Annotated in this window: 21 protein-coding genes; 10 read left to right on the top strand and 11 right to left on the bottom strand. The window is 67.8% G+C overall.

What is annotated here, in order from left to right; translation table 11 throughout:
- Window positions 1-346: 346 nt before the first annotated feature.
- The 4 genes from ACFYO1_RS15270 to ACFYO1_RS15255 form a co-directional block, all read right to left on the bottom strand.
- Window positions 347-1,072: an anti-sigma factor domain-containing protein gene (locus tag ACFYO1_RS15270; RefSeq protein ID WP_387230915.1), complete on the bottom strand. Its 726-nt coding sequence runs from the start codon at window positions 1,070-1,072 to the stop codon at window positions 347-349.
- Window positions 1,069-1,734, bottom strand: coding sequence for an ECF RNA polymerase sigma factor SigK (gene sigK / locus ACFYO1_RS15265; RefSeq protein WP_387230913.1), 666 nt, complete (start codon window positions 1,732-1,734; stop codon window positions 1,069-1,071). Before sigK ends, ACFYO1_RS15270 begins: the two co-directional genes overlap by 4 nt.
- Before the next feature lie 115 nt (window positions 1,735-1,849).
- The gene (locus tag ACFYO1_RS15260; RefSeq protein ID WP_387230911.1) at window positions 1,850-2,491 is read right to left on the bottom strand and encodes a fasciclin domain-containing protein; all 642 of its coding nucleotides are present in this window, start codon (window positions 2,489-2,491) and stop codon (window positions 1,850-1,852) included.
- A gap of 122 nt (window positions 2,492-2,613) precedes the next feature.
- Window positions 2,614-2,808, bottom strand: coding sequence for a hypothetical protein (locus tag ACFYO1_RS15255; protein ID WP_387230909.1), 195 nt, complete (start codon window positions 2,806-2,808; stop codon window positions 2,614-2,616).
- Window positions 2,809-2,960: 152 nt separating this feature from the next.
- On the opposite strand from ACFYO1_RS15255, the gene ACFYO1_RS15250 reads away from it, so the two are divergent.
- The gene (locus ACFYO1_RS15250) at window positions 2,961-3,764 is read left to right on the top strand and encodes a thioesterase family protein (RefSeq protein WP_387230907.1); all 804 of its coding nucleotides are present in this window, start codon (window positions 2,961-2,963) and stop codon (window positions 3,762-3,764) included.
- A 126-nt stretch (window positions 3,765-3,890) separates the two neighbouring features.
- Here ACFYO1_RS15250 and ACFYO1_RS15245 read toward each other — a convergent pair whose 3' ends face one another.
- Window positions 3,891-4,517 (bottom strand): hypothetical protein, encoded by a 627-nt coding sequence (locus ACFYO1_RS15245; protein ID WP_387230905.1) that lies wholly within the window; start codon window positions 4,515-4,517, stop codon window positions 3,891-3,893.
- A gap of 348 nt (window positions 4,518-4,865) precedes the next feature.
- On the opposite strand from ACFYO1_RS15245, the gene ACFYO1_RS15240 reads away from it, so the two are divergent.
- A complete protein-coding gene (locus ACFYO1_RS15240; RefSeq protein ID WP_387230903.1) occupies window positions 4,866-5,330 on the top strand; it encodes a TIGR00725 family protein in 465 nt (154 codons plus the stop codon).
- A 444-nt stretch (window positions 5,331-5,774) separates the two neighbouring features.
- On the opposite strand, the gene ACFYO1_RS15235 is transcribed toward ACFYO1_RS15240, so the two are convergent.
- The 5 genes from ACFYO1_RS15235 to ACFYO1_RS15215 form a co-directional block, all read right to left on the bottom strand.
- Window positions 5,775-7,061 (bottom strand): DUF4153 domain-containing protein, encoded by a 1,287-nt coding sequence (locus ACFYO1_RS15235; RefSeq protein ID WP_387230901.1) that lies wholly within the window; start codon window positions 7,059-7,061, stop codon window positions 5,775-5,777.
- Window positions 7,062-7,645: 584 nt separating this feature from the next.
- Window positions 7,646-7,894, bottom strand: coding sequence for a hypothetical protein (locus tag ACFYO1_RS15230; protein WP_387230899.1), 249 nt, complete (start codon window positions 7,892-7,894; stop codon window positions 7,646-7,648).
- A gap of 761 nt (window positions 7,895-8,655) precedes the next feature.
- Window positions 8,656-9,693 carry an ATP-binding protein gene (locus ACFYO1_RS15225; RefSeq protein WP_387230897.1) on the bottom strand — a complete coding sequence of 346 codons (1,038 nt, stop codon included), beginning with the start codon at window positions 9,691-9,693 and terminating at the stop codon, window positions 8,656-8,658.
- Window positions 9,694-9,776: 83 nt separating this feature from the next.
- Complete coding sequence (locus ACFYO1_RS15220) at window positions 9,777-10,478, bottom strand: response regulator (RefSeq protein ID WP_387230895.1); 702 nt, start codon at window positions 10,476-10,478, stop codon at window positions 9,777-9,779.
- Window positions 10,479-11,506: 1,028 nt separating this feature from the next.
- Window positions 11,507-13,525, bottom strand: coding sequence for a heavy metal translocating P-type ATPase (locus ACFYO1_RS15215; RefSeq protein WP_387230893.1), 2,019 nt, complete (start codon window positions 13,523-13,525; stop codon window positions 11,507-11,509).
- A gap of 117 nt (window positions 13,526-13,642) precedes the next feature.
- On the opposite strand from ACFYO1_RS15215, the gene ACFYO1_RS15210 reads away from it, so the two are divergent.
- The 6 genes from ACFYO1_RS15210 to ACFYO1_RS15185 all read left to right on the top strand — a co-directional run bounded on the left by ACFYO1_RS15210 (window position 13,643) and on the right by ACFYO1_RS15185 (window position 19,709).
- The gene (locus ACFYO1_RS15210; RefSeq protein WP_387230891.1) at window positions 13,643-14,869 is read left to right on the top strand and encodes an AI-2E family transporter; all 1,227 of its coding nucleotides are present in this window, start codon (window positions 13,643-13,645) and stop codon (window positions 14,867-14,869) included.
- Window positions 14,870-14,971: 102 nt separating this feature from the next.
- Entirely contained in the window at window positions 14,972-15,685 is a 714-nt protein-coding gene (locus ACFYO1_RS15205; RefSeq protein ID WP_387230889.1) for an endonuclease/exonuclease/phosphatase family protein, read from the top strand.
- Between the two features lie 474 nt (window positions 15,686-16,159).
- Window positions 16,160-16,609: a hypothetical protein gene (locus ACFYO1_RS15200; RefSeq protein ID WP_387230888.1), complete on the top strand. Its 450-nt coding sequence runs from the start codon at window positions 16,160-16,162 to the stop codon at window positions 16,607-16,609.
- Between the two features lie 115 nt (window positions 16,610-16,724).
- Complete coding sequence (locus tag ACFYO1_RS15195; protein WP_387230886.1) at window positions 16,725-17,567, top strand: alpha/beta fold hydrolase; 843 nt, start codon at window positions 16,725-16,727, stop codon at window positions 17,565-17,567.
- Between the two features lie 578 nt (window positions 17,568-18,145).
- Window positions 18,146-18,853, top strand: coding sequence for a hypothetical protein (locus ACFYO1_RS15190; RefSeq protein ID WP_387230885.1), 708 nt, complete (start codon window positions 18,146-18,148; stop codon window positions 18,851-18,853).
- 73 nt (window positions 18,854-18,926) lie between these two features.
- Window positions 18,927-19,709 carry an SGNH/GDSL hydrolase family protein gene (locus ACFYO1_RS15185; RefSeq protein ID WP_387230883.1) on the top strand — a complete coding sequence of 261 codons (783 nt, stop codon included), beginning with the start codon at window positions 18,927-18,929 and terminating at the stop codon, window positions 19,707-19,709.
- Between the two features lie 396 nt (window positions 19,710-20,105).
- Here ACFYO1_RS15185 and ACFYO1_RS15180 read toward each other — a convergent pair whose 3' ends face one another.
- Window positions 20,106-20,756: a hypothetical protein gene (locus ACFYO1_RS15180; protein ID WP_387230881.1), complete on the bottom strand. Its 651-nt coding sequence runs from the start codon at window positions 20,754-20,756 to the stop codon at window positions 20,106-20,108.
- Between the two features lie 108 nt (window positions 20,757-20,864).
- Here ACFYO1_RS15180 and ACFYO1_RS15175 point away from each other — a divergent pair, with 108 nt between their 5' ends.
- Window positions 20,865-21,485, top strand: a complete 621-nt coding sequence (locus tag ACFYO1_RS15175; RefSeq protein ID WP_387230880.1) for a TetR/AcrR family transcriptional regulator — start codon at window positions 20,865-20,867, stop codon at window positions 21,483-21,485.
- Between the two features lie 218 nt (window positions 21,486-21,703).
- A complete protein-coding gene (locus tag ACFYO1_RS15170; protein WP_387230878.1) occupies window positions 21,704-22,231 on the top strand; it encodes a hypothetical protein in 528 nt (175 codons plus the stop codon).
- Window position 22,232: the final 1 nt, after the last annotated feature.

Genomic DNA, 22,232 nt, shown 5'->3' with positions numbered 1-22,232 from the left:
CCAAAATCCCCAGGATCGCGGCGAATACAACCATCACCGCGCCCATCGATACGAACAGCGCCAGCTTGTCGTTGCTGCCGAATCGGCGAATCGCCGCATCCTTCAACTCATGTGGCGTATGGTCGACTACCGCGGCACCCATCGCGTAGAACGGCGAGGCGGCCGGATCGATGAACGCCGCAATCAGATGACCGACGCCCAGCACCGTCAGCGCGGCCAATACTCCGGTCGACGCCGCAGCGGCCAGGTTGAATGCCCGTTTCGGGCGTGCTTGTGCCACAACGTGTTTCATCGCAGTTTCCCTGTCGTCGGGATGGAAGCTGCGACGCGTGCGAAGCAGCTGAGGTCAGGTGAGATTTACGCTGGCGATCACATCGCCCGTCGGGACCGGCGAACCGGCAACCGGTTCGACCGTGACAGCCAACGTGTCCACGGCATCGAAGCGGGTCACCATGGCCGGACCGCTGGCAGGCAACTCGGTCATCACCGCCGCCGAGTGCGCGGTCCCACCCAGCGGAATCAACCACACCTGGTACGAACGATTCGGCGGCGGAGCCGACACGGACTCGAAAGTCACGGTGGCGGCGGCGATTCGAGCCGAGGTACGGATGGTGAGCGTGCCACCGCCCGCGACCGGAACCGACTTCACCAGCACATCGGGCTGTTCGAGCACCATCTGCGCGGTGAGCCCGGCCGGCCCCGGATCCGCGGAGCGGTACACGGCCACCCCGACGCCGGCTCCGATCGCCACCACCACCGCGGCCGCGGCCGCCAACCACCGCACGCGCTCGAACCTGTTGCGGGACTTACCCGTCACCCGCGTCGCCTCGTCGAGCGCCCGCAACAGCGAGATCTCCAATTCGGCCGGCGGCGGGGTCGCGTCCAGCACGGCGAGCGCGGCCAACGTCTCCCGCACACCGGATACGATGGCGGCGAAGGCATCAGCGGTATCCTGATCGGCGTCGCGCAACCGATGTTCGATGGTGCGGCGCTCGAGCTCGGCGACCGCGTCCATCGCGTACGGGTAGGCTAGGTCGAGCAGGTCCGTGCCGGGCCGCTCGGGGTCGGTCATCGGGTATCACTTCCTGTCAGGCAGTTTTCGAGCCGCTTCAATCCGTCCCGGATCCGCGTCTTGATGGTGGGCAGCGGGACCTCGAGGTGGTCGGCGACCTCGCTGTAGGTGCGGCCGCTGTAATACGCCAGCGCGACCGCCTCCCGCTGGATCGCGGTCAACGTTTCCAGGCAGTCGAGCACCGACTGCTCGTCGAGCAGCTGCCCGACCTCCTCGGCCACGACATCGTGATCGCGGCCCAAATTGGCTTGGCCGTAAGCGATGTCGCGACTCGCGGCGGACTGCTCGCGGCGCACCCGGTCCACCGCCCGCCGGTGGGTCAGCATCATCAGCCAACCCATCGGACTGGACAGCTTGCGGTCATACCCCGACGCGAGCGACCACGCCTGTAGATACACCTCCTGGGTGATCTCCTCGGCCGCCGCGTGACCACGCAGAATACGCAACGCCAAACCGAAGACCCGGTGACTGGTCGCCCGATAGAACTCGGTGAAGGCATCCCGGTCGCCGCCCGCGATCGAGTCGAGCAGTTCGGCCAGCCGCCGCGACCGCTCGGCCTCCTCCGGATCCACGCCGGTCGAGCACGACGGCATCACCGGCGGTCCGCCCTCGCCGGTGTTGCGGCGCAGGCGGATCGCGGCGAGCTTCGGCTCATTCGGCATGCCCACCTCCGCATCGATCGCTGACAGGGACGGATCTGGAATGGATCTGCGGCAGCAACACGGCGAGCACGACTCCTGAGGGGGAAGGACCATTCCGAACTACGGTGTGGCGAGGTTACGCGGCCGGCGGCATGAGCACGGTATCGATCATGTATACCGTCGCATTTGCCGTCTTCACGCCGCCGCAGATCACCGAGGCATTACCCACTTTGATGTCGTCGCCGCTGCGGGTGACCGTCACGTCCGCGCCCTCGACGGTCTTGTGCGTGCCCGCGATCTTGTCCGGCGCGACCTGGCCCGGCACCACGTGATAGGTCAGGATCTTGGTGAGCGTGGCCGAGTCGGTCTTCAGCGAATCCACCGTGGCCGGGTCGATCTTCGCGAACGCCGCGTCGACCGGCGCGAACACGGTGAACTGGCCACCGTTGAGCGTGTCGACCAGATTCACCTGCGGATTGAGCTTGCCCGACACCGCGGCGACCAACGTGGTCAGCAGCGGATTGTTCGAGGCCGCCGTGGCGACCGGATCCTGCGCCATGCCACTGACCGACCCGGCGCCGGTCGGCACCTGCTGGGCGTAGGCCTTGCAGCCGGAGCCGACCAGGTCGCCCGACGCGGCGGCCGAGGTGGTCATCGCCGCCGACGCGGAGGGAGCCCCGGTCTTGTCGTCGGACTTGTTGTCACTCGAACAAGCCGAAACACCCACCAACGCGGTCAGCGCCATCGCCGCCACAACCGAACGTCGCAATACAGTCATCGTTGTCTTTCGCTTCCGTCGATACGGCTCGAGGCCGTGCTGGGGATTGGACGGAACGGAATTCGCCTGGATCGCCGAACCGGATGGGTCGAAATCGGGACGAATTTTTCGGCGGTCCGTAGCTACCGCACAGCGCGCGGATCGAGCACCATCGACCCGGACTGCACGAGCACGCTACGGGCACGCCGGCGAACCCGGCAGGTGTCCACCGAACAGTCCAGATGGATCTGCATCGCTCGATGCGCGCGGGCCGCGGACATCGGGCCGGGATCCACCCGGCAATCGGTGATATCGGTGTTCATCGCGAATGTCTGCATCTGTCTTCCTTTCGCCGGGGCGCTCATGAGCGCACTATGGGCCGTACCGGTAGTTCGCACTGCAACCAGCAACGGACTGGCTAGCTTTTGCGGAACGGGACACGGCCGGATGCGCGCTCGCTCATGTCCCGTTCGACAGGCAAGATCGTGGGATGACTACTACGGCGGGTTTCGTGTTCGACAGCGATACGGCCAGCGAACGGGTCGGGGAGCACGAGTTCGCGCTCACGCTGTCGGACCGGTGGACCACCTTCATCAGCACAACGAATGGAGGGTATCTGCTGGCTACCTGTTTACAGGCGCTGCGCCACGAGTTCCCGCACCCCGATTTGCTTTCCGCCTCCGCGCATTTCCTGCGACCGGGCAGTCCGGGGCCCGCGCGGATCACCACCGACGTGGTGCGGGTCGGGCGCCGCACCGCGACCGGGCAGGCGAGCATGCTGCGCGACGACAAGGAAATCCTGCGGGTGCTGGCCACCTTCACCGATCTGGGGGCAGCCGAGGGGCCGACACTGGTCAACGGCACACCGCCGGCGTTGCCCGCGCCGGAGGATTGTGTCGATCCGTTCGCGGACTATCCGCGGCAGCGGCCCACGATTTCCGAGCGGACCGAGACGCGGATGGCGGAGGTTCCGGGTTTCTGGCGTGGCAGTCCAGGGGGTTCGACGTGCGTCGAGTTCTGGATGCGGCTGGCGGATGGGCGGGAGGCCGATCCGATCGCGCTGGCGTTCCTGGTCGACGCGGTGGCGCCGGTGGTGTTCGATCTCGGGATTCCCGGATCGTCGACGATCGAGCTCACGGTGCACATTCGTAGCCGGCCGGCGCCGGGATGGCTGGCGTGCCGGGTCACCACCAACTACCTGATGGATGGGTTCCACGAGGAAGACTTCGAGATCTGGGACAGCACAGGAACTTTGGTTGCGCAGTCGCGGCAGTTGGCGATCGTTTCGACGTAGTCGCGATTGCGTTCGCTGGGCGACCGCGTTCCCGCTCGGGAGCGACACCTGCTTTTGTGCCCTATTCTCAGTGCGGATCAGAGGCGAGACCGATTGGTGGGCGCCGCGCACGCATGTTTCCGCGGGTCACGCAGGGGGTGTGATCTTCATGATCGAGACCACGCCCGGTGCGGCGGTGACCGTCACGAACTGGCGGTACGTGCGCACGGCGGCGTCGGGACGGACCTCGGTGATCACCACGTCGAAGCGGCCGTCGGCCATCGGGGTGATGATCACGCAGTGCTGGGTGCCTGCGGGGACGGACTTGATGCCCGCGTTGATCACCTCGACCGGTGGCACCAGGGCGTCGGTTGTGGTGACCGCGCGCGCGTCGGCGCCCGATCTCGCGACGTAGTAGGCATATTGGAAGGCCAGGATGACGTCCGGACCCGAGGCGGTCGAGCCGGTTCCGTTGCCGCGCACCAGCTGTTCGTTACGAGTCGGCTGACAGCCGGGGCCGCCGCCCAGGACCGGATCGGAGTAGGTCGCGGACTGCCGCGGTGTACTCGCCGACGCCGTGTACACCATGACCACCGCCACCGCGGCCATCGATCCGACCACCGCGGCCGACCCGACCAGCCACGGCCGATTCCGCCGCTGGGCATGCCAGCGTTGCGGGCGCGGCGGCGGAATCATCCCCGGCCACAACGGAACCGCCGTGTGCCGCCCGCGGTGCGCGGCGGAACTCCCCCCGGAAACGTTGGACGACGACATAATTCCGCCGCACCCCCTTACCCGGTGCCTACTCAGCGCTGCGAGACACCCCTCAATGCCGTTGCGCAGTAACAACATTGCACACATCGAGCAATCATGCTGGTCGAATGAGAGACAGACCGCGGCGCCGGTTTCGGTGAGACGCTTCGAATGTCGGCAGCAAAGGGGTGCCGATCGCCAGCGCCCCAACCGCAGCTATCGCACACCTCCCCGGCCCCCGCCGACCCGATGGCCTTCCCTACCCGCCCACACCCCACCGACATATCGATACGCTCCGAGTGGGACATGGTGGTGGCAACGGTCGAGTAACTGCTCGGTGGTGTCCCGCCCGGATTCGAGGAGGTCGCGGTGCAGGTGGCTGTGTGTGGGCCCGGGGAGTGCAGTGAGCGGGAGGACGGGCAGGCGCGACAGGTCGGGCGGCTGCTGGCGGAGGCCGGGGTGACCGTGTTGTGCGGCGGTGGCACCGGTGTGATGGCGGCGGTGGCCGAGGGAGCGTCCGGCGCGGGCGGGCTGGTGATCGGCGTGCGACCCGACAGCGACCGGGATGCGGTGTGCGCCGGGTTGTCCGCGGTGCTGTTCACCGACATGGGCGAAGCACGAAACGCGATCCTCATCGCCTCCGCCGACGCGGTGATCATCGTCGGCGGCTCCTGGGGCACACTCTCCGAACTCGCCCTCGCCCGCCGCCGCGGCATCCCGGTCATCTCCCTCGGCGGCTGGCAGCTCCTCGACGCCGACGGAACCCCGCTGGCAGCAACCATCCCCGCCACCGGCCCCGCCGACGCCGTCGCCCGCGCACTCGCGTCGAGCTGACCGGGGAACGTTTCGCTCCGTCAGTGAAAGACGACGTTCCCAGGCGTTGCCCGCACACGCATGCGCGCCCGCCTGACCGCAGGAACGTCTCGCGCCGTCACCGACGAAGGACGCGCCCAGGCGTTGCCGACGCTGCCGCCCATGCATTCGCGCCCACCTGACCTCGAAGTCTCGCCCCGATCAAAGGAGCACGCATCCAAGCGTTGCCGAGCAGCCGGATACCGGTACATGAGCAACTAGCCCGAGGAGGTACCGGTATCACGGAGCTGCTCCGGTCTGCACCGCGTCGAACCGGCCTGCATCGCGTCGAATTCGGACTGTGCGGGAAGTCGTCGCACCGCCGGGCATGAGCGATCGAGGCTGTCAGCCACGCGATCTCCCGTTCCTCGGACTGAGACCTGTTGCGCGGCGGGTCGATCCTGCCGACCAGCCGCGCCCGTTCTGTTACTTCGCGGCGTTCGCGCGAGACAGGTTCCAGGTGTGCCAGGTGTCCGGATCGAGGTGGTCGCGGACGCGGTTGCGGATTTCGGTGCGGGTGGGTTCGGGCAGGCGGTCGGTGGCGGGGAGGACGTCGGCGGAGAGTTGCTCGAGGTAGTCGGTGTCGAGAGACTTGCCGTGCTCCCAGCGGTTGATGTTCTGATCGGCGATGAGCCGCTCCGGGTTCAGGACGGCCAGGGCGAGCAGGGTGGCCATGGCAGTGCCGATTATCGCGCGCGGCAACCACATCCGGCGCAGGCTGACCAACGCGGCGAGGACCAGCAGATAGAGCAGACCGAACCAGAGTTCACAGACCTCGACCAGCAGCCGCAGCAGGGTGAAGCCGTAAGCCTGCTGGTAGGTCCACATGCGGGCGAGAGCCGAGGCGACGATGATCAGCGAAAGGATGCTCACCGCGCCGAGCAGCACACGCAACCACAGGCGGTCGGCCATCGAGTCTTTCGCCGCCCAGCGCAGGACCGTCAGGATCACCGCGAGGGTCAGGATGGTCACGGCCGCCAGCTGCCAGAAACCGCTGCGCGCGTACTCGGCGTAGGTGAGGCCCGCGGTGCGCTGCACATAGTCGTCGCCACCGAACAGGGCCACGAACTGGGCGCCGACGAACACGGTGAACAGGACGGTCAGCGCGCCGACCGGCAACGCCCACTCCACCCGCCGCAGCGACCGGCCCCGCTGCGCCGCCTCGGATCCCGTCGCGGGCGGCGGCGGACCGGCCAGCAGGTACATCGCACTGAGCGCCGCCAATCCGACCACGACGAACACCACGATCCACTGGAACGTCCGGGCCCCGTCGACCTGCGGTGTCACCGACTCCAGCAGTTTCGCGAAGGTGGCGTCGGCCCCGCCGAGCAGCGGCACGAACACCGCGAGCAGCACGAGGGTGACCACCACCGACACCGCGACGCCCCACTCCCGCTGCCGCGTACCGGTCCGCATCCGCTGGATCCCCGCCTGCGCCCACGGAACAGCCTCGAACACCGCGAACGGCCAGGCGGTCACGTCATAGAGCACGCCACGCGCCGAGCGCCGATCGATGATCGCCAGCGAGCCGGCGATACCCGCGACGAGCACGCACAGGGTGGACAGCCAGCCCGCCGCGCGGAACGTGCCGACAGCCAGCAGGGCCAGAAGCATTGTCGTCCACCAGATTCGGGCGTACTTCTCGCCGAGTCCGTGCGGGATCGTCGGTTGTTGCGGGATGTCGGAGGCGATGGGATCGGCCGGCCCATCCACCGGCGATGCAGTCGTGCCTACCGCACCCTCAGATGTCGACGCACCTACCACGCCCTCGGATGTCGCTGCACTCGCCGCACCATCGGATGTCGACGCATCTTTTGCACCCTCGGGAGTCACGGTGACGCCAGATCCCGCCTCTGGCAGGGCGACCCACTTGGCCTCTACTGAGGAGGCCGAGAGATCGCTCGGCGAAGCGCCCGATTTCAGGTCGGAAGTCGCTGCACACGCCGCACTCTCGGACGCCGCCGCGTCTTCCGCACCGACGGACGTCACCGTGACGCCAGACTCCGCATTCGGCAGAGCGACCCGCTGGATATCTATTGCGGAGGCGCCGCGATCATTCGGCGACTCGCCCGATTTCAGATCGGAAGTCGCTGCACACGCCGCACTCTCGGACGCCGCCGCGTCTTCCGCACTCATGGACGCCGACGCACCTACCGCACCCACGGGCGTCACCGTGACGCCAGACTCCCCCTTCGGCAGAGCGACCTTCTCGGTACCTAATGCGGAGGCGCCGTCATCACTCGGAGACTCGCCCGATTTGAGATCCGCCTTCGCGCCGACATCGTCAGCTTCGAATTTCACACGGGCCGTGCCTGTTTCACCGGTGGTCGAGGTGGCCTCTTCCTCGTCGGCTGCGGTTGTCTCAGCAGTCGCCGGGGCGGCAATCCCAGCAGCGCCAGCAGCGCCAGCAGCGCCAGCAGCGCCAGCAGCGCCAGCAGCGCCAGCAGCGCCAGCAGCGCCAGCAGCGCCAGCAGCGCCAGCAGCGACGGCATCGACGGCATCGACGGCATCGACGGCATCGACGGCATCGACGGCATCGACGGCATCGACCAGGGTCTTCTGCGGCGGGCCGGATTTCAACAGTGGGCCTGCGGGATTCGACTTGCCTGCTGTGCGCGCGCTCGATCCGATCGAATCCGAAGCCTGCGCGCGTTCAGTGGGTTGCGAATCCGTGATTGCCGTGCCGGATATTGTTGCCGTGCCGGATATTTCAGCGTCGGAGATCGCACTGGCCCCCGCAGCGGACGTCGAATCCTCCCCTCCGGGATTCGACGTCTTTGCATCCTCGGCAACCGCCTGCCCCGCAGACGAACCCGCTCCGGATTCGACCGTGCTCCCCACGGCGCCTACCACCGACCGACGCGCATTGCGGTCCACCAGATACACCGCGCCGACAGCAACCACACCGGCGAGCAGCCAGCCGATTCCCGGACGGTCCAACGGGATCAGTGCCGCGCCGGTGAATCCGGCCAGGCCCGCGGCGGGCAGGACACCGCGCGGGCTGGCGACCCGACGCCACCTCGGCGGCGGGCGCCGGTAGGTCGGCTGCGCGAGCATGTTCATCAGATCGAGCGAATCACCTTGCGACGTCGCGTTTTTCGACTGAGGACGAGGTTCGTCCACCAGTAACGTCGCTCCGGTACCGGGCGCCCGAGACCCCTCGGCGAGTTCGGCAGGCCACGCGGGTTCGGGCCCGTCAGGTCTCGACGGCGTTGGTGAACCGGGTGTTTCGGACATATTTTCCCCTCCTGAGGGTGTGCGGAATCGCCCCGGGACGTATCGCTCCGGGCCGGATGGACGTAACGGATCAGTGGCCGGGCAGGACCACGCGGATACGAGAGCCGGGGTCGGCGACGGCGATGGTGCCGCCGTGCAGGTCGACGATCCAGCGGGAGATGGCGAGGCCGAGACCTGTTCCGCCGCCCGCGGTTCGGCCGCCGCGGGTGAAACGGTCGAAGACGCGGGCGCGTTCGGCCGGCGGGATGCCGGGGCCGTCGTCGGACACCTCGATCACCAATTTGCCGGACTGCCGGCGGGCGGTCACGCGGACCTCACCGCCCGCCGGACCGTGGCGGGCGGCGTTGTCCAGCAGGTTGAGCAGCACTTGATGCAAACGTGCACGGTCTGCGAAAACCGTTACGGTACTGGGCTGCACGTCGGTCGTGAACCGAACACCGCGCCCGAGCGCCGCGGCGGCGACGTCTGCCTCCGCGACGACCTCGGCCAATAGCGGTGCGAGGTCTAGGCTTTCGCGGTCCAAGGGGAAAGCGCCCGCCTCGATGCTGGACAGATCGAGCAGTTCGGAGACCAGCAGGCTCAGCCGTTCGGTTTGAGCGAGCGCGGTGCGCAATGTCTTCGGGTCCGGTTCGGAGACACCGTCGACGAGGTTCTCCAGCACCGCGTTCAAGGCGGTGATCGGCGTGCGCAGTTCGTGCGAGACGTTCGCGATGAGGTCGCGGCGCTGCTGATCGGCGGCGGCCAGGTCCGCAGCCATCTGGTTGAACGCTTCGGCCAGCTGCCCGACCTCGTCGCGCGACGTCGCGCGCACGCGTCGGGTGTAGTCGCCGTGCGCCATTCGTTTGGCGGCCGCGGTCATCTCGCGCAGCGGTCTGGTGATGCCGTGCGCGAGAAACTGGGAGGTGACCAGTGCGATAGCGACGGCGGCCATGGTTGTCTTCGGCGGTAACCAGCCGATCTTGATTCGGAAGAACCCGAACGCGATCCCGCCTGCGCACAACATGAGGATCGCCAGTTTCACCTTGATCGATCGCACCGGATCCAGCGGGCGCGGCAGGATCTCGGCGATCCAGTCCGAGAGCGCGCGCAACCGTTCGATGAGCGTCAAGCGCCGGCGAGGCTGGTCGATTCCCTCGGCACTCGACCGCTGGTCCCGCCCAACATCCGCCGATCGCGATGCCGGGGAGCGCTTCATCGCGCCTCCAACGCGTAGCCGACGCCATGCACCGTGCGGATCAGGTCGGCGCCGAGTTTGCGGCGCAACGCCTTTACGTGACTGTCGACGGCTCGGGTGCCTGCCGCGTCGGCCCAGTCCCAGACCTCCTCGAGCAGGCGTTCGCGGGCCAGGACCACGCGCGGGCGGCGGGCGAGGCGGGCGAGCAGGTCGAATTCGAGTGGAGTGAGCTGGGCTTCGACCTCGGCGCGCCAGACCCGGCGTTGGTCGACATCGATGCGCAGATCGCCGACGACAATGGTGTCGCCGTCGCGGTCGGCGGCGCGGTCCATGCGACGAAGCAGTGCGTGCACGCGAGCGGTGAGGACGCGCAAGGAGAACGGCTTCGTCAGGTAGTCGTCGGCGCCGACGCCGAGTCCGACGAGCTGGTCGGTCTCGTCGGTGCGGGCGGTCAGCATCAGGACCGGCACCGAACGTTCGGCCTGGATCCGCCGGCACACCTCGAGTCCGTCGAAGCCGGGCAGCATCACATCGAGAACCACCAGGTCAGGTGCGAGCGCCGACGCTGCGGCCACCGCACCCGGGCCGTCATGAGCCAGGTCCACAGTGAACCCCTCGGCCCGCAGCCGCGCCGCCACCGACTCCGCGATCGTCACCTCGTCATCGACCACCAGAATCCGCCGCGCCAGCTGTCCCCCAGCCGCTCCGCTCTGTTCCATGCTCGGAACCCTAGCCATGCTCTGTGGAGAGGTACCGCACCAAATGTGGAGATTCCGTGTTGACGGGGCCGTGTTCCGCGGGTCGTCGGCCATGCGGGCGCTCATAACTCCATGCGGAGCTGCGGTCGACGAACCGGCCGGGGTGCTGCGCGCGCCGCGCGGGATGGACTCGCAGCCCAGCTCCGACAAACGCACACTCCTGATTTCCCGCACACGGAATCGCATGCAATTCGGTGTGCGGGACATCAGTTCGGTGTGCGGGAAATCAGGAGGTGTGCGGGAAATCAGGAGGTGTGCGGCTATGGCGTATGCCACGGGGCGGGGTGTTACGGGAGGGGTGGGCGTCTTATGGGCGCTTGGTGAGGCCTCGGGTGGTCGACACGGTAGGCGTTGAGACGTTGGCTGGTCGGCGAGTCGGTTCGGATAAAGCTGGGCGCCTCAGAGCTGCGCGGCTGTGCCGAATCGCGAGTAGCCGCTCTGCGGTGTCCCTGGTCAATGGACCGAAGTGGCGATAGGAACTGCAGGCTCCAGGCGGCGTATGGATCTTGGCGCGTGCAGTGGGGTTCGGGCCGTTCGGTCGCTCCTGGCCGGTCAGTTTTTGTTCACCTGACTGGTGCGCCACCATCCCTGGACCAGGTCGGCCACGGCGGCTGTTTGGCTCAGGTAGGGCGAGTGGCCGGTTTCCCAGGTCTCCGAGATCGAGCGGTGGGCGGCGAAGCGGCCGATGAGTGGGGCGGGGATGGTGTGGTGTGGTCGGCGAAGCAGTGGGGTCGGCTGGAGCCGACCCGACCATTGGTGAATGAAGTTGGGGCGGAATGGCGTCGGGTGCGTTGTTGCGTTGTGTGCCTGTTATTGCGGTCCGGAGTCGTGAGTCCCGCTCGGGGGCGGGTGGTCGCCGGTGGCCAGTGTGTTCGGTCTGTTGAGGGTGTTCGGATGTTCGCATCGAGTGCTTCGGTGCACTATGTGCCAGCCGATCTCGGTGATAGTGGGCGCATTGTGTGCTGGCCGGTCTCGGTGATCGGGGGCGGTCAGTGGGTGGGGCGGGGCTCGTGGTCGATTCCCTCGTGTTCGGCGCCGCGGCGGAACCGTAGTAGGCGCAAGGCGTTTGCGACTACCAGGAGGGTGGAGCCTTCGTGGATGAAGACCGCGGGGCCGATGGGGAGGCCGAGGAGGGTGGCGGGGACGAGGGCGGCGACTATCAGGAGGGAGAAGGTCAGGTTCTGGCGGATTATGCGGGCGGTGCGGCGGCTGAGTGCCACGGCGAACGGGAGGCGGCCGATGTCGTCGACCATCAGGGCGATGTCGGCGGTTTCCAAGGCGACGGCGGAACCGCCTGCGCCCATGGCGATGCCGACCGAAGCGTTGACCATGGCGGGGGCGTCGTTGACTCCGTCGCCGACCATGGCGGTGCCGTTGCGGCCACCGAGTTTGCCGATCATGGTGACCTTGTCCTCGGGCAGCAGGCCACCGTGCGCGGCGTCGAGGCCCATGTCGGCGGCGACGGCGTCGGCGACGCGCTGGTTGTCGCCGGAGATGAGGACGATGTCGTCGATGCCGAGTTCACGTAACCGGGCGACGACCGGTGCCGCTTCGGCGCGCGGAACATCCATCACGCCGACGACGCCGAGGTACACGCCGGCGTGGCGGACGATCATCGTGGTGCGGCCACGCTCGTGCAGTTCGTCGACGATCCGGATGATCTCGCTGGGCACGCCTTCTGGATCGAGTTCGTAGAACATGATGCGGTTGCCGACCTCGGTCGCGCGACCGTCGACCAGGGCGGTGATGCCGCGACCGGTCACCGAATTCACCGACGTCGCATTGCGTTCGGTGCCCGCGGGCACGAGCAGCGCGAGGTCGCGGGTGATCGCACCCGCGAGAGGATGGTCGCTATAGGACTCGACGGCGAACAGGGTGGCGATCAGTTCGTCGCGCAGTTCGGGACGGGTCTCGACGATGTCGGTGACCTTCGGCTGCCCCCAGGTCAGGGTGCCGGTCTTGTCGAATGCCATGGACCGCACGCGGCCGAGCGTTTCCAGGGGCCCGCCGCCCTTGGCGAGGACACCGGCCTGCGCGGCCCGGGCGATGCCGGCCAGCACCGCGCTCGGCGTCGCGATCGCCAGCGCACACGGACTGGCGGCGACGAGCACGACCATGGCCCGGTAGAAGCTGTCGGCGAAGGGCTCGGACGCGGCGAATACACCGAAGGCCAGCACGCCGAGCACACCGGCGAGTACGACCGGCACGTAGAACAGCTGGAAGCGGTCGATGAACCGCTGGGTGGGCGACTTCTGCGTGTCGGCCTCGCGGACCATCGTGATGACCCTGGCCAGCATGCTGTCGGCGGCCCGGCTGGTCACGAGCACGTCCATCGCGCCGGAGCCGTTCATCGTGCCCGCGAATACCCGATGCGATTCCGGTACGGGCGTACTACTCGCGAGTGCGGCGGCGGCATCGGCGATCGGCGCCTTCTCCACCGGAATGCTCTCACCGGTCACCGACGACTCGTCGACGCTGCTCACTCCGTCGACCACCACGCCGTCCGCGGCGAGCCGCGAATTCGGCAGCACGACAACCACATCTCCGATGGCGAGCGCATCCACCTCGACCTCACGCACCACCCCGTCCGCACCACGCACCAACGCGGTATCGGGGGCGAGTTCGGCGAGCGCCTCGATCGAGCGCTGCGCACGCCCCATCGCGTACTCCTCGAGCGCATGCCCGAGGCTGAACAGGAACAGCAGCACCGACCCCTCGGCCCACTTGCCGACCATGGCCGCGCCCACCGCGGCGACCAGCATCAGGAAGTCGACCTCGAAGCGGCCCCGGCGCACGGTGGCGATCGCGGTGCGGATGGTGAAGTAGCCGCCGAAGAAGTAGGTCGCCGCGAACAGCGCGATCGCCGCCCACTCCGGCGCGGAGACCAGGTACTTCGCCGTCATGCCGCCCGCATAGGTGACGCCGGACGCGATCGCGAAGATCAACTCCGACCGCTCCCCCAGCAGTGCGCCCCCGTGCGCGTGTTCGCCTCGTTCCTGTGTACTCATGCGACCATAATATGCATAGATCGCAATGTTTGCATAGATCTTGTTTCGACGATCTGGCACCGGGTAGGCAGCCACCACCCGCCGCCATGGCGTGGTGACACCAGAAGGACCCGCGCAGTGAACGATTCGACAGAGAACCCCGTGGACGACGGCACGGCCGATGCGGGCCACAGCCATTGGGTCGGCCAACCCCACGCCACCGACGAGCCCGCGGTCATCACCGCCGCCGAGGCCGACGCCGCCGCGATCAGCACCACCAAGCATCCACTCGGCACGCCGGGCAAACGATTCGATCGCTGGTCCCCGTTCATGATCGGTATGGCCGGCGCGGCGGGCGTCATCGTCACCGTCGGTTTCGCCCGCCTGCTCGTCGACGCGCGCGACGCACTGGTCCTCGTAGTCGCGGCGATGTTCCTGGCGATCGGCATCGAGCCGGTGGTCTCCTGGATGACCAGGCATCGCGTCCGCCGCGGCGTCGCCGTGACGATCGTCTTCGTCTGCGTGCTGGCCGGTCTCGCCGGATTTCTCGCCGCCGCGATCACCCCGCTGATCGATCAGGGCCGAGCGCTGATCGATCACGCACCCGATCAGTTGCGTCACCTCGAGCAGACCTATCCGATCGTGCGCAGCACTTCGGAACGCCTCCACCTGGACGAAAAGCTGCAACAGGGCATCACCACCGACACCTCCTGGACAGGCGGCCTGCTCGGCGCGGGCAAGGTGGTGTTCGGCGCGATCACCAGCGCGGTCATCCTCAGCGTGCTCACCGCCTACTTCTCCGCCAACTTCCCGGCCCTGCGCGCCAGCGTCTACCGCTTCTTCCCGCACGCGCGCCGGCCGCGCGCCATTCTGATCGGTGACGCCATCTTCGCCAAGGTCGGCGGTTACGTGCTCGGCAATCTGCTCATCTCACTGATCACCGCGGTGCTCACCTTCATCTGGCTGCTCACCTTCGATGTGCCGTTCGCGCTGGTGCTTTCGGTGCTCGTCGCGGTGCTGGACCTGATCCCGCTGATCGGTTCGACGCTGGCCGGGGTGATCATCGCGGTGGTCGCGCTGACGGTGTCGCTGCCGGTCAGTCTCGCCACCGTCGGCTTCTTCGTCTTCCTGCGACTGGTGGAGGACTATCTGCTGGCACCCAAGATCATGGGCCGCACGGTGCAGGTGCCGGCCGTGGTGACGGTGGTCGCGGTGTTGCTCGGCGGCGCGCTGCTCGGCATCGTCGGCGCCTTGCTCGCCATTCCGGTTGCCGCGGCGGCTCTGCTGCTGATCAAGGAGCTCCTGTTCCCGCGGCTCGACCGGATGACCGACGAAAGCGGCGATACCCCAATCGCTTCGACTTGACCGCCGGCGAACCGAGCAACGCTCCATACACCTCCGGCATCACTCGAGGGGATGCCGCTCCGCCGGACAGCGCCGATGAGCGGTCCCCTAGCATCGCGATCTGTGATCACCGTTGCCACGTGGAACGTTCTGCACCGCATCCACGCCGAGAATTGGTACGAGGACGTCTCCAGCCGGTGGCCGGACGAGGCGGCCCGCATCGACGCGGTGACCGAGCGGGTGGCGGCCAGAACCGAGCAGGTCGTGGCGCTGCAAGAGGTCAGCGGTGATCAACTGTTCAGCCTGCGGGCAGCGTTGCCGGGGCGGACCGTGCACTCGATGCAGTATGTGCGGGTGCCGACCGCGCGCAGGCACGCGAGCGCTTTGCGCGATCCGAGTGAGCATTTGGTGCTCATCGTGGAGGGGGCGAGCCGGGAGATCACCGCCGAGTCGTTCGCCGACGATCCCGGGAAGGGTGCGCTCGCGGTCAGTACCGGCGGGGTTGTCGTGATCGCCACGCACGTGACCGGTGACCGGCGGCGCGGGAAGCAGCTCGCCCGCCTGGCGGAATTGGCCTCCGCCGCACCGGAATACCCGGCGATTCTGCTGGGCGACTTCAATGTCGACGGCGAGACGGTCGCGTCGAGTCTCGGTGCCGGTTTCGCCGTTGCCGAGCCGGAGCCGGGCTCGCTGGCAACTCGTCCGCGTACATCGGGGGCGAAGTCGCAGTTCATAGATCATGTGGTCGTGCGCGGAGCGACGGTGCGTGAGGTGGCGGTCGAGGATTCGGACGGGCTGTCCGATCACAACCCGGTCTGCGCGACTATCGCGTTGTGAGGCCGCAGGATTCGTCGGTCGGCACGTCGCGAGCGGCGGGCCAACCCCGTGATTCTGGTGGCTGCTGGTGATCGACGGTGGAGATTAGGGTTCACCGGGGTACCGGATCGGCACGTGGAGGCCGCGGCACGGGGGGGTTCGGGAGAGGTAGCGCCGAACCACGACGGCGCCATCTGGCAGGACGCTCTCGCCGCTTCCCCCGATTTCTAGCGTCGTCGCGTCTGGTCGAGGACAGCTCGACGCGCGCAGAACTCGCACCGCCGCAAATTGGTTCGCGATCTACCCGGCCTTCGAGGCGACCACGCCGGAATACCAGGAGGAGACATGGCCCGCACGAGACTCGCGCACTTATCGACTCGAAGGAGCGTTGCGGCCGCTGTGCTCGCGCCGGCCGTGGCAATGCTCCTCACGGGATGCTCCTCCGTCAGCACCGACAAGCCCGCTGCCACAAGGACACCCATCGCGAGCTCGCCCTTGACGACCACGGCGGCCAGCGGCAAGCCCACCCAGCCCGCCGCGATACCCGGTCCACCGGCGCCTGCCACGATCCCCCGGACCGCGGCCGTCCAGCAACCGCCGTCCGACGGCTACCTCAAATGCACCGACCGCATCGACTACGCGGGCGACCCCCGCGCGAAGGCCGAAATCAACGCTCTCGGTGCGGAATCCGGCGTCTGCCCCGAACCGCAGCGGCCGCCCGCCGACGCCTACGTCAAATGCACCGACCGCATCGACTATGCGGGTGACCCGCGGGCCAATGCCGAGATCGACATCCTCGGCGAGCAGACCGGCGTCTGCCCGGAACCTCAGCTACCGACCACCGCGCCATCGCCGACGACTTCGATCGCCCCCACCTCGACCACCTCTGCGCCCACCACGACCGCAACCTCGACAACCTCGGCAACCGTGTCCCCCACCGCATGACCACTCGGCGGTGAACCAACCCGGAGTCGGTCCCCTGCCGCAACTTTCGCAGCTAGCCGAGGCAGTTGACCCGATTCCGCCGCCGTTGCCGCCCGACCGGACCGAGAATGCTCCTATGGTCGAGATCAGCCGCGGGGTCGCCACCGTGAACGGCATTCACATGCATTACCGCCGCGCCGGCGCAGGTCCGGCACTGGTGTTGCTGCACGGTTGGCCACAGACCGGTTACTGCTGGCGCAAAGTGCTGCCCGCGTTGGCCGAGCGGCACACCGTGATCGCCCCTGACCTGCGCGGTTACGGGTACACCGACAAGCCGACCACCGGCTACGACAAACGCAGCATGGCCGCCGACGTGGCCACGCTCATCGAATCGCTCGGTTTCGCTTCGGCGGCGGTCGTCGGGCACGACCGCGGCGCGCGGGTAGCGCATCGCTGGGCGCTGGATCGCCCCGATCAGGTCAGCAAACTCGCCGTGCTCGACATCATTCCGACCAGGGAGACCTGGCGGCGAATGGACGCCGCGCTCGGCCGCCGCTACTTCCACTGGCTGTTCCACCTGCAACCGGATCTGCCGGAACGTCTTGTCGGCCAGGATATTCCCGGCTATCTCCGGTACTTCTTCGAGACCTGGACGGTCAACCGGCACGGCCTGCCCGGCGAAGCCATCGACGAATACATCCGCGCCTTCAGCACTCCCGGCGCGTTGCGCGCAGGCTTCGACGACTACCGCGCCGCCGCCCTCGACGCCGAGCACGACCACACGAACGCCGGCCATCGGCTCACCATGCCGGTGCTCGCCCTGTGGGGCGCGGCCAGCTTCCTCGAAGATATTCCGGCACTAGAGATCTGGCGCGCCTACGCCGAAGATGTCCGGGGTGCCGCCATTCCCGACTGCGGGCATTTCATCGCCGAGGAGCGACCCGAGGCGTTGCTGGCACATCTCGACGAATTCCTGTGAGGTGCGGGATGATTCGGCGCATGGTGCGTGATCGACCAAGGCGGTGCCGAGCGCTATTGTTCGAATCTTTTGTGGGTGACGTCTTCATCCGCTTGCATGCCGTGGACATTGATACGTTGCTCTGCTCGGCCACGCCGGTTTCGGTGATCTAGCCGGCCGCCGCTGTGCGTCCTGGCGATGCCCCGCAGGACAGGCCGTGCCGTGAACAGTCCGAGCTCGTCGCGGACGCCCGGTCATCTGCCAGGTCATGCAGTCGACCGGGACGGGGGGTGCGCCGGATGCGGGACCGTAACCCGCCGATGCGACAACCAGCTCGAGGGCCGTGGCCACCACTACGCATCGCCCGATCTCTCCCTCAGCTCGAAGGAGAACAGCGACGATCAACGCTCCTCGGCATCCCATACGGCGCCAACCGATCTCTCTGCGGGAACAGCTGGTTGCGCTTCGCCCAAGATCTGATCACGGAGCGGTCACCCAGCCCTGTGGAAACCGATCGGTCTGAAAGAATCGGATCGGCTCCACCGCCGGCGTGCACAAATGATCGTGACCTGCAACATCCCCGGGATGAAGGGTGCGACGTGGCTGCTCTGAAACGGTTCGGGATTCGACTGGTCCTCGGTGTCGCGGTGTTGACGTTCGCCGCGGGCCTGCCCGGCGTCGCGAGCGCGACGCCGGGGGTGCCACTCGGCGGCGGTTCCGGGATCCTGCTCGGCCGCGGCGTGTGCACGCTCACCACCATCGGCTACGACCGCGCCGACCGGCTGGTGGGGCTCACCGCGGGACACTGCACGGAAATCGGCATGTCGGTGCGGTCCGAGCGGGTGCCGGACGCGGGCGTCCTCGGCACCGTGGCGGCCGTCGATCATCTCGACGACTACGCGGTGCTCGAATTCGATCGCGCCAAGGTCGCGCCGGTCCGTCAGGTCGCCGCGACGCTGATCGGCGGCATCGGCGCACCACCGCAGCAGGGTGACGTGGTGTGCAAGAACGGACGGACCTCCGGATACAACTGCGGCGTCGTGTGGGACACCCATCGATGGTGGTTCCAGAACCAATCCTGTTCCCAGCCGGGCGATTCCGGCGGGCCGGTGACCATCGGCGATCGGCTGGTCGGCATGAACGTAGGTCACATCGGGGTGAAGATGGTCGGCGTCACCGTGTTCGACATGGTCTGCCACCCGCCGGTGGCACCGTTGCACGACCCTGCCGTGGCTACCCAGATCGGCATGGTCCTGGAGGACATCGACCAGGGCGGCGGCATCGGGTCGGGATTCCGGCCGCTCTGAACGCGTGCGACGATGACTCGAAAATCGGAGCGCCAGTAGGGCATTCCATCGACGCACACCACAGGAGCTCGACGTGGAGCCGACCCGAGGACCCGCCTTCGCCCGTTTAGTCGCCCTCGGCGACAGCCAGACCGAAGGCATCGGCGACCCCGACGGCCACGGCGGATACCGCGGCTGGGCCGACCGCTTCGCCACCCTGCTCGCCACCGCGGACCCGGCCCTGCACTACGCCAACCTCGCCGTCCGCGGCCGCCGTGCCGCCGAAATCCGCGCCGAGCAGCTCGGCCCGGCCCTCGCGCTGAAACCGGACCTGGCCACCGTGGTGGCGGGCATGAACGACATCATCCGGCCCCGTTTCGACCGCGCCGGACTGCTCGCCGACATCGAGGCGATGTTCAGCGCGCTCACCGAGATCGGTGCCACGGTGGTGACGTTCACCTTTCCGGACATCGGCGCCATCGCTCCATTCGCCCGGCCGCTCTCCGGGCGCGTGCACACCCTCAACGCCGACCTGCGCGCACTGGCCGCCCGCACCGGAGTGACCCTCGTCGACTTCGAACCCGTCCTGGCCGCTACCCATCCCGCCGCCTGGGACGAAGATCGGCTGCACCTGAGCCCGGTCGGCCATGACATCGTCGCCCGTGCCCTCGCCTCCGCACTCGAGGTCCCCGGTGCCGACGAGTCCTGGCTCGAACCGCTGCCTTCGGTGAGCCGATCGCTCACCGACACGGTAACGACGGAGTTTCGCTGGGCCACTCGCTACCTCGCGCCGTGGATCGGTCGCCGGCTGCGCGGTGAGTCCTCCGGGACCGGCCAGGAACCCAAGCGCCCGGAATTGCTGCCCGTGCTCGTCTAGGTGGCGACGCCGGCGGCGGGCGATATCCGCCTCATGGCAGACGGTGACGACGTCATCGGGCTACCGGAAGCCAGTTCGGCCATGCCGGTCGGCGGTGGCGGCAGTCAACGCCTGGTCCGCGCAGTCGGCGCGTCGCGCTCTGCGCACATTGCTGCTCGAAAACGCGCGTCGTGATCGCTCGGTAGCGCCGATTCCGTTGCGGCACTGCGCGATCAGCTCAGCGCGGATTCCGCCGAGACCGGATCGCTGATCCGGCGGACCTGGGAACGCCTCGGCGAGCCGATCTGAGCCCCGTCACCGCCGAAGGCGGACGGACAAGCGATCCCGCCGCTTGCCGCACGAGGCCGACGGTCCGCCCGCGCAGTGCTCGAGACCTCAGCGCCGAGATCGTGTGTGTCACCGGTAGATCAGCGTGATGCTGTAGGCCACGATCCAGGTGGCCCAGCCGAGCCAGCCGATCAGCCCGATCGGAGCGAGGCGACTCGCGCCGTTCGCGTTGTAGGGACTCGCCATTGCCGAGACGAAAAGCAGTGCGGCGCTGACATATCCGAGCCAGGCATGCCATACGGGAATGAACTCGGCACCCACTCCGGCAAGAGTGAAACCGAGCACTGCCATCGCCAGGAAGGACTGGTTGAACCCGAACAGCACATTGCTCAATCCCCACAAGCCTGCCGTCGAGCCGCGATCGTGCGCGGCGGCGCTGGCCATACCGAAACGCAGCGCCTCCACACACACGAAAGCGACGTTCTGCATGAGCACACCGGCGAGGCCGACCAACGCCCACGCCGAGGAATCCGATCCGCGGTCCCACAACGCCGCGGTCAGGCCGGCGGCGAAGACGGTCAGACACAACCAGCCGACCGGCGCGAGCACCGACGGCCGTTTCAACGCCTCGCCGACGTTGGCGAAGGCATCGGTGACCTCCTCCAAACCCGCGGCCGAGACCGGGAACGGCAACCGTGCCCGGATATAGACGGCATTGACAAGGACCGCCGTCACCACGAACCCGAACCCGGCGAAACCCGCCGTCGTGATCAAACCCATCGAAAATCCCTCCCCGCAACCGAGACCGCCGTGCCGTGATCACCGACGATCAATATTCGTTTAATATGTCCTATATTCAATATAGGCGTAGGGAAGGCAGGGTGGCCAGTGGACGATCGTGAAGGTGTCCGTCGCTACGACTCACTACGGCGCCGAGCGCAGGCCCGCGAGACCCGCGCAGAGATCGCCGAGGCGGCCCGTCGGCTGTTCCTCGCCCGAGGCTGGGCCGCGACCACGGTCAGCGACGTCGCGCGCGAGGCGGGCGTCTCGACCCCGACCGTCTACTCCGCGTACGGGAACAAGACGGGACTGGCCTGGGCGCTGATCCACGCCGCGGACCTGTCCGCCGAGCCCTCGCGCATGCTGGCGGACCTGGAGTCCTCGCCGACGCCCGCCGGACAACTCGCCGCGATGGCCGGCTACGACCGGCGCCTGTTCGAACGAGCCGGTGATCTGATCACACTCATCCGCGACGCGGCCCGCACCGAACCCGACTTCGCCGACCTCTACCGTCACGCACGACATGCAGCCGACCAAACCCGCATCGACGTGTTCTCCTCATGGCCGCCCAGCACCCTGCGCCCGGACCTGACCACCGCCGTCGACATCTACGCCGCGCTGTGCAACATCGACGCCTACACCACCCTCACCCTCGAGCGATCCTGGCACCCCGACCGCGTCCAACAATGGTGGAGCGACACGCTCACCCGTGAACTACTCGACAGCTGACCCCAGCACCGCCGCCTCCACGCCCGGTCAGCGGAGTTCGACCGCCCCGGGCCGAGGACTCGGCCCGGCGAACCACCACCGCAAAGACGGCCAACACCCAGCACGTCGACAGCACCTCTCCCCGCACCGACCTGAACTGCCTCGCACCTCCTGGACAACCGAAGCTGTGCACTGCGACCGGTGAGATCCGGGTCTACGACCGGAAGTAGTATGGCTCGGTGCGGAGATCGGCGGAGGGTACGGCGCGGGTGCGTGGTGCGTTCGTCGGGTCCGTGTCCGGGGCGGTGAGTATCGCGGCGCATGCTGTCGGTGGGGGTGTGGTCTCGGCCGGTGAGTCTTCGATCGGGTTGCTGATTGCCGCGTGCATGGTTGTCGGCGCGGTGGTCGGCGCGCGGCGGCCTCGTTTCGGGGTGGCCGAGGTGATGGCGCTGCTGGCGATCGGGCAGGCGGCCGGTCATGTCGCGCTGACGATGTCGCCGGGTCATCATCACAGTGCGGGTATGACGTCGGTGATGCTCGCGGCACACCTGGGCGCTATCCCGGTCGGGGCGGTGCTCATCCGTGGCGCCGAAATCGGCTTCGGGAGAGCTGTTTCGGCCGCGGACCGCGCTGTGCGAGTGATCGGCACCCGTCCGGTAGCCCCCTTCGTCTTCCATTCCGCGGTCCCCGTGGGGCCGCTCACTGCGCCACGGCGATTGCTGTTCAGCTCCGGCGTCGGACTGCGCGGGCCACCACTGCACCGCTGAG

It is taken from the genome of Nocardia sp. NPDC006044, from assembly GCF_042871115.1.
GTDB lineage: Bacteria > Actinomycetota > Actinomycetes > Mycobacteriales > Mycobacteriaceae > Nocardia.
Note: the sequence above shows the minus strand (reverse complement) of the source record. Positions and strands in the feature narration are given on the sequence as shown.

Bases quoted from the DNA above. Each gene is read 5' to 3' on its own strand.
- ACFYO1_RS15270 (WP_387230915.1), bottom strand. From the start codon at position 1,072: ATGACCGACCCCGAGCGGCCCGGCACGGACCTGCTCGACCTAGCCTAC.
- sigK (WP_387230913.1), bottom strand. From the start codon at position 1,734: ATGCCGAATGAGCCGAAGCTCGCCGCGATCCGCCTGCGCCGCAACACC.
- ACFYO1_RS15260 (WP_387230911.1), bottom strand. From the start codon at position 2,491: ATGACTGTATTGCGACGTTCGGTTGTGGCGGCGATGGCGCTGACCGCG.
- ACFYO1_RS15255 (WP_387230909.1), bottom strand. From the start codon at position 2,808: ATGCAGACATTCGCGATGAACACCGATATCACCGATTGCCGGGTGGAT.
- ACFYO1_RS15250 (WP_387230907.1), top strand. From the start codon at position 2,961: ATGACTACTACGGCGGGTTTCGTGTTCGACAGCGATACGGCCAGCGAA.
- ACFYO1_RS15245 (WP_387230905.1), bottom strand. From the start codon at position 4,517: ATGTCGTCGTCCAACGTTTCCGGGGGGAGTTCCGCCGCGCACCGCGGG.
- ACFYO1_RS15230 (WP_387230899.1), bottom strand. From the start codon at position 7,894: ATGCCGTCGATGCCGTCGATGCCGTCGATGCCGTCGATGCCGTCGATG.
- ACFYO1_RS15220 (WP_387230895.1), bottom strand. From the start codon at position 10,478: ATGGAACAGAGCGGAGCGGCTGGGGGACAGCTGGCGCGGCGGATTCTG.
- ACFYO1_RS15215 (WP_387230893.1), bottom strand. From the start codon at position 13,525: ATGAGTACACAGGAACGAGGCGAACACGCGCACGGGGGCGCACTGCTG.
- ACFYO1_RS15195 (WP_387230886.1), top strand. From the start codon at position 16,725: ATGGTCGAGATCAGCCGCGGGGTCGCCACCGTGAACGGCATTCACATG.
- ACFYO1_RS15180 (WP_387230881.1), bottom strand. From the start codon at position 20,756: ATGGGTTTGATCACGACGGCGGGTTTCGCCGGGTTCGGGTTCGTGGTG.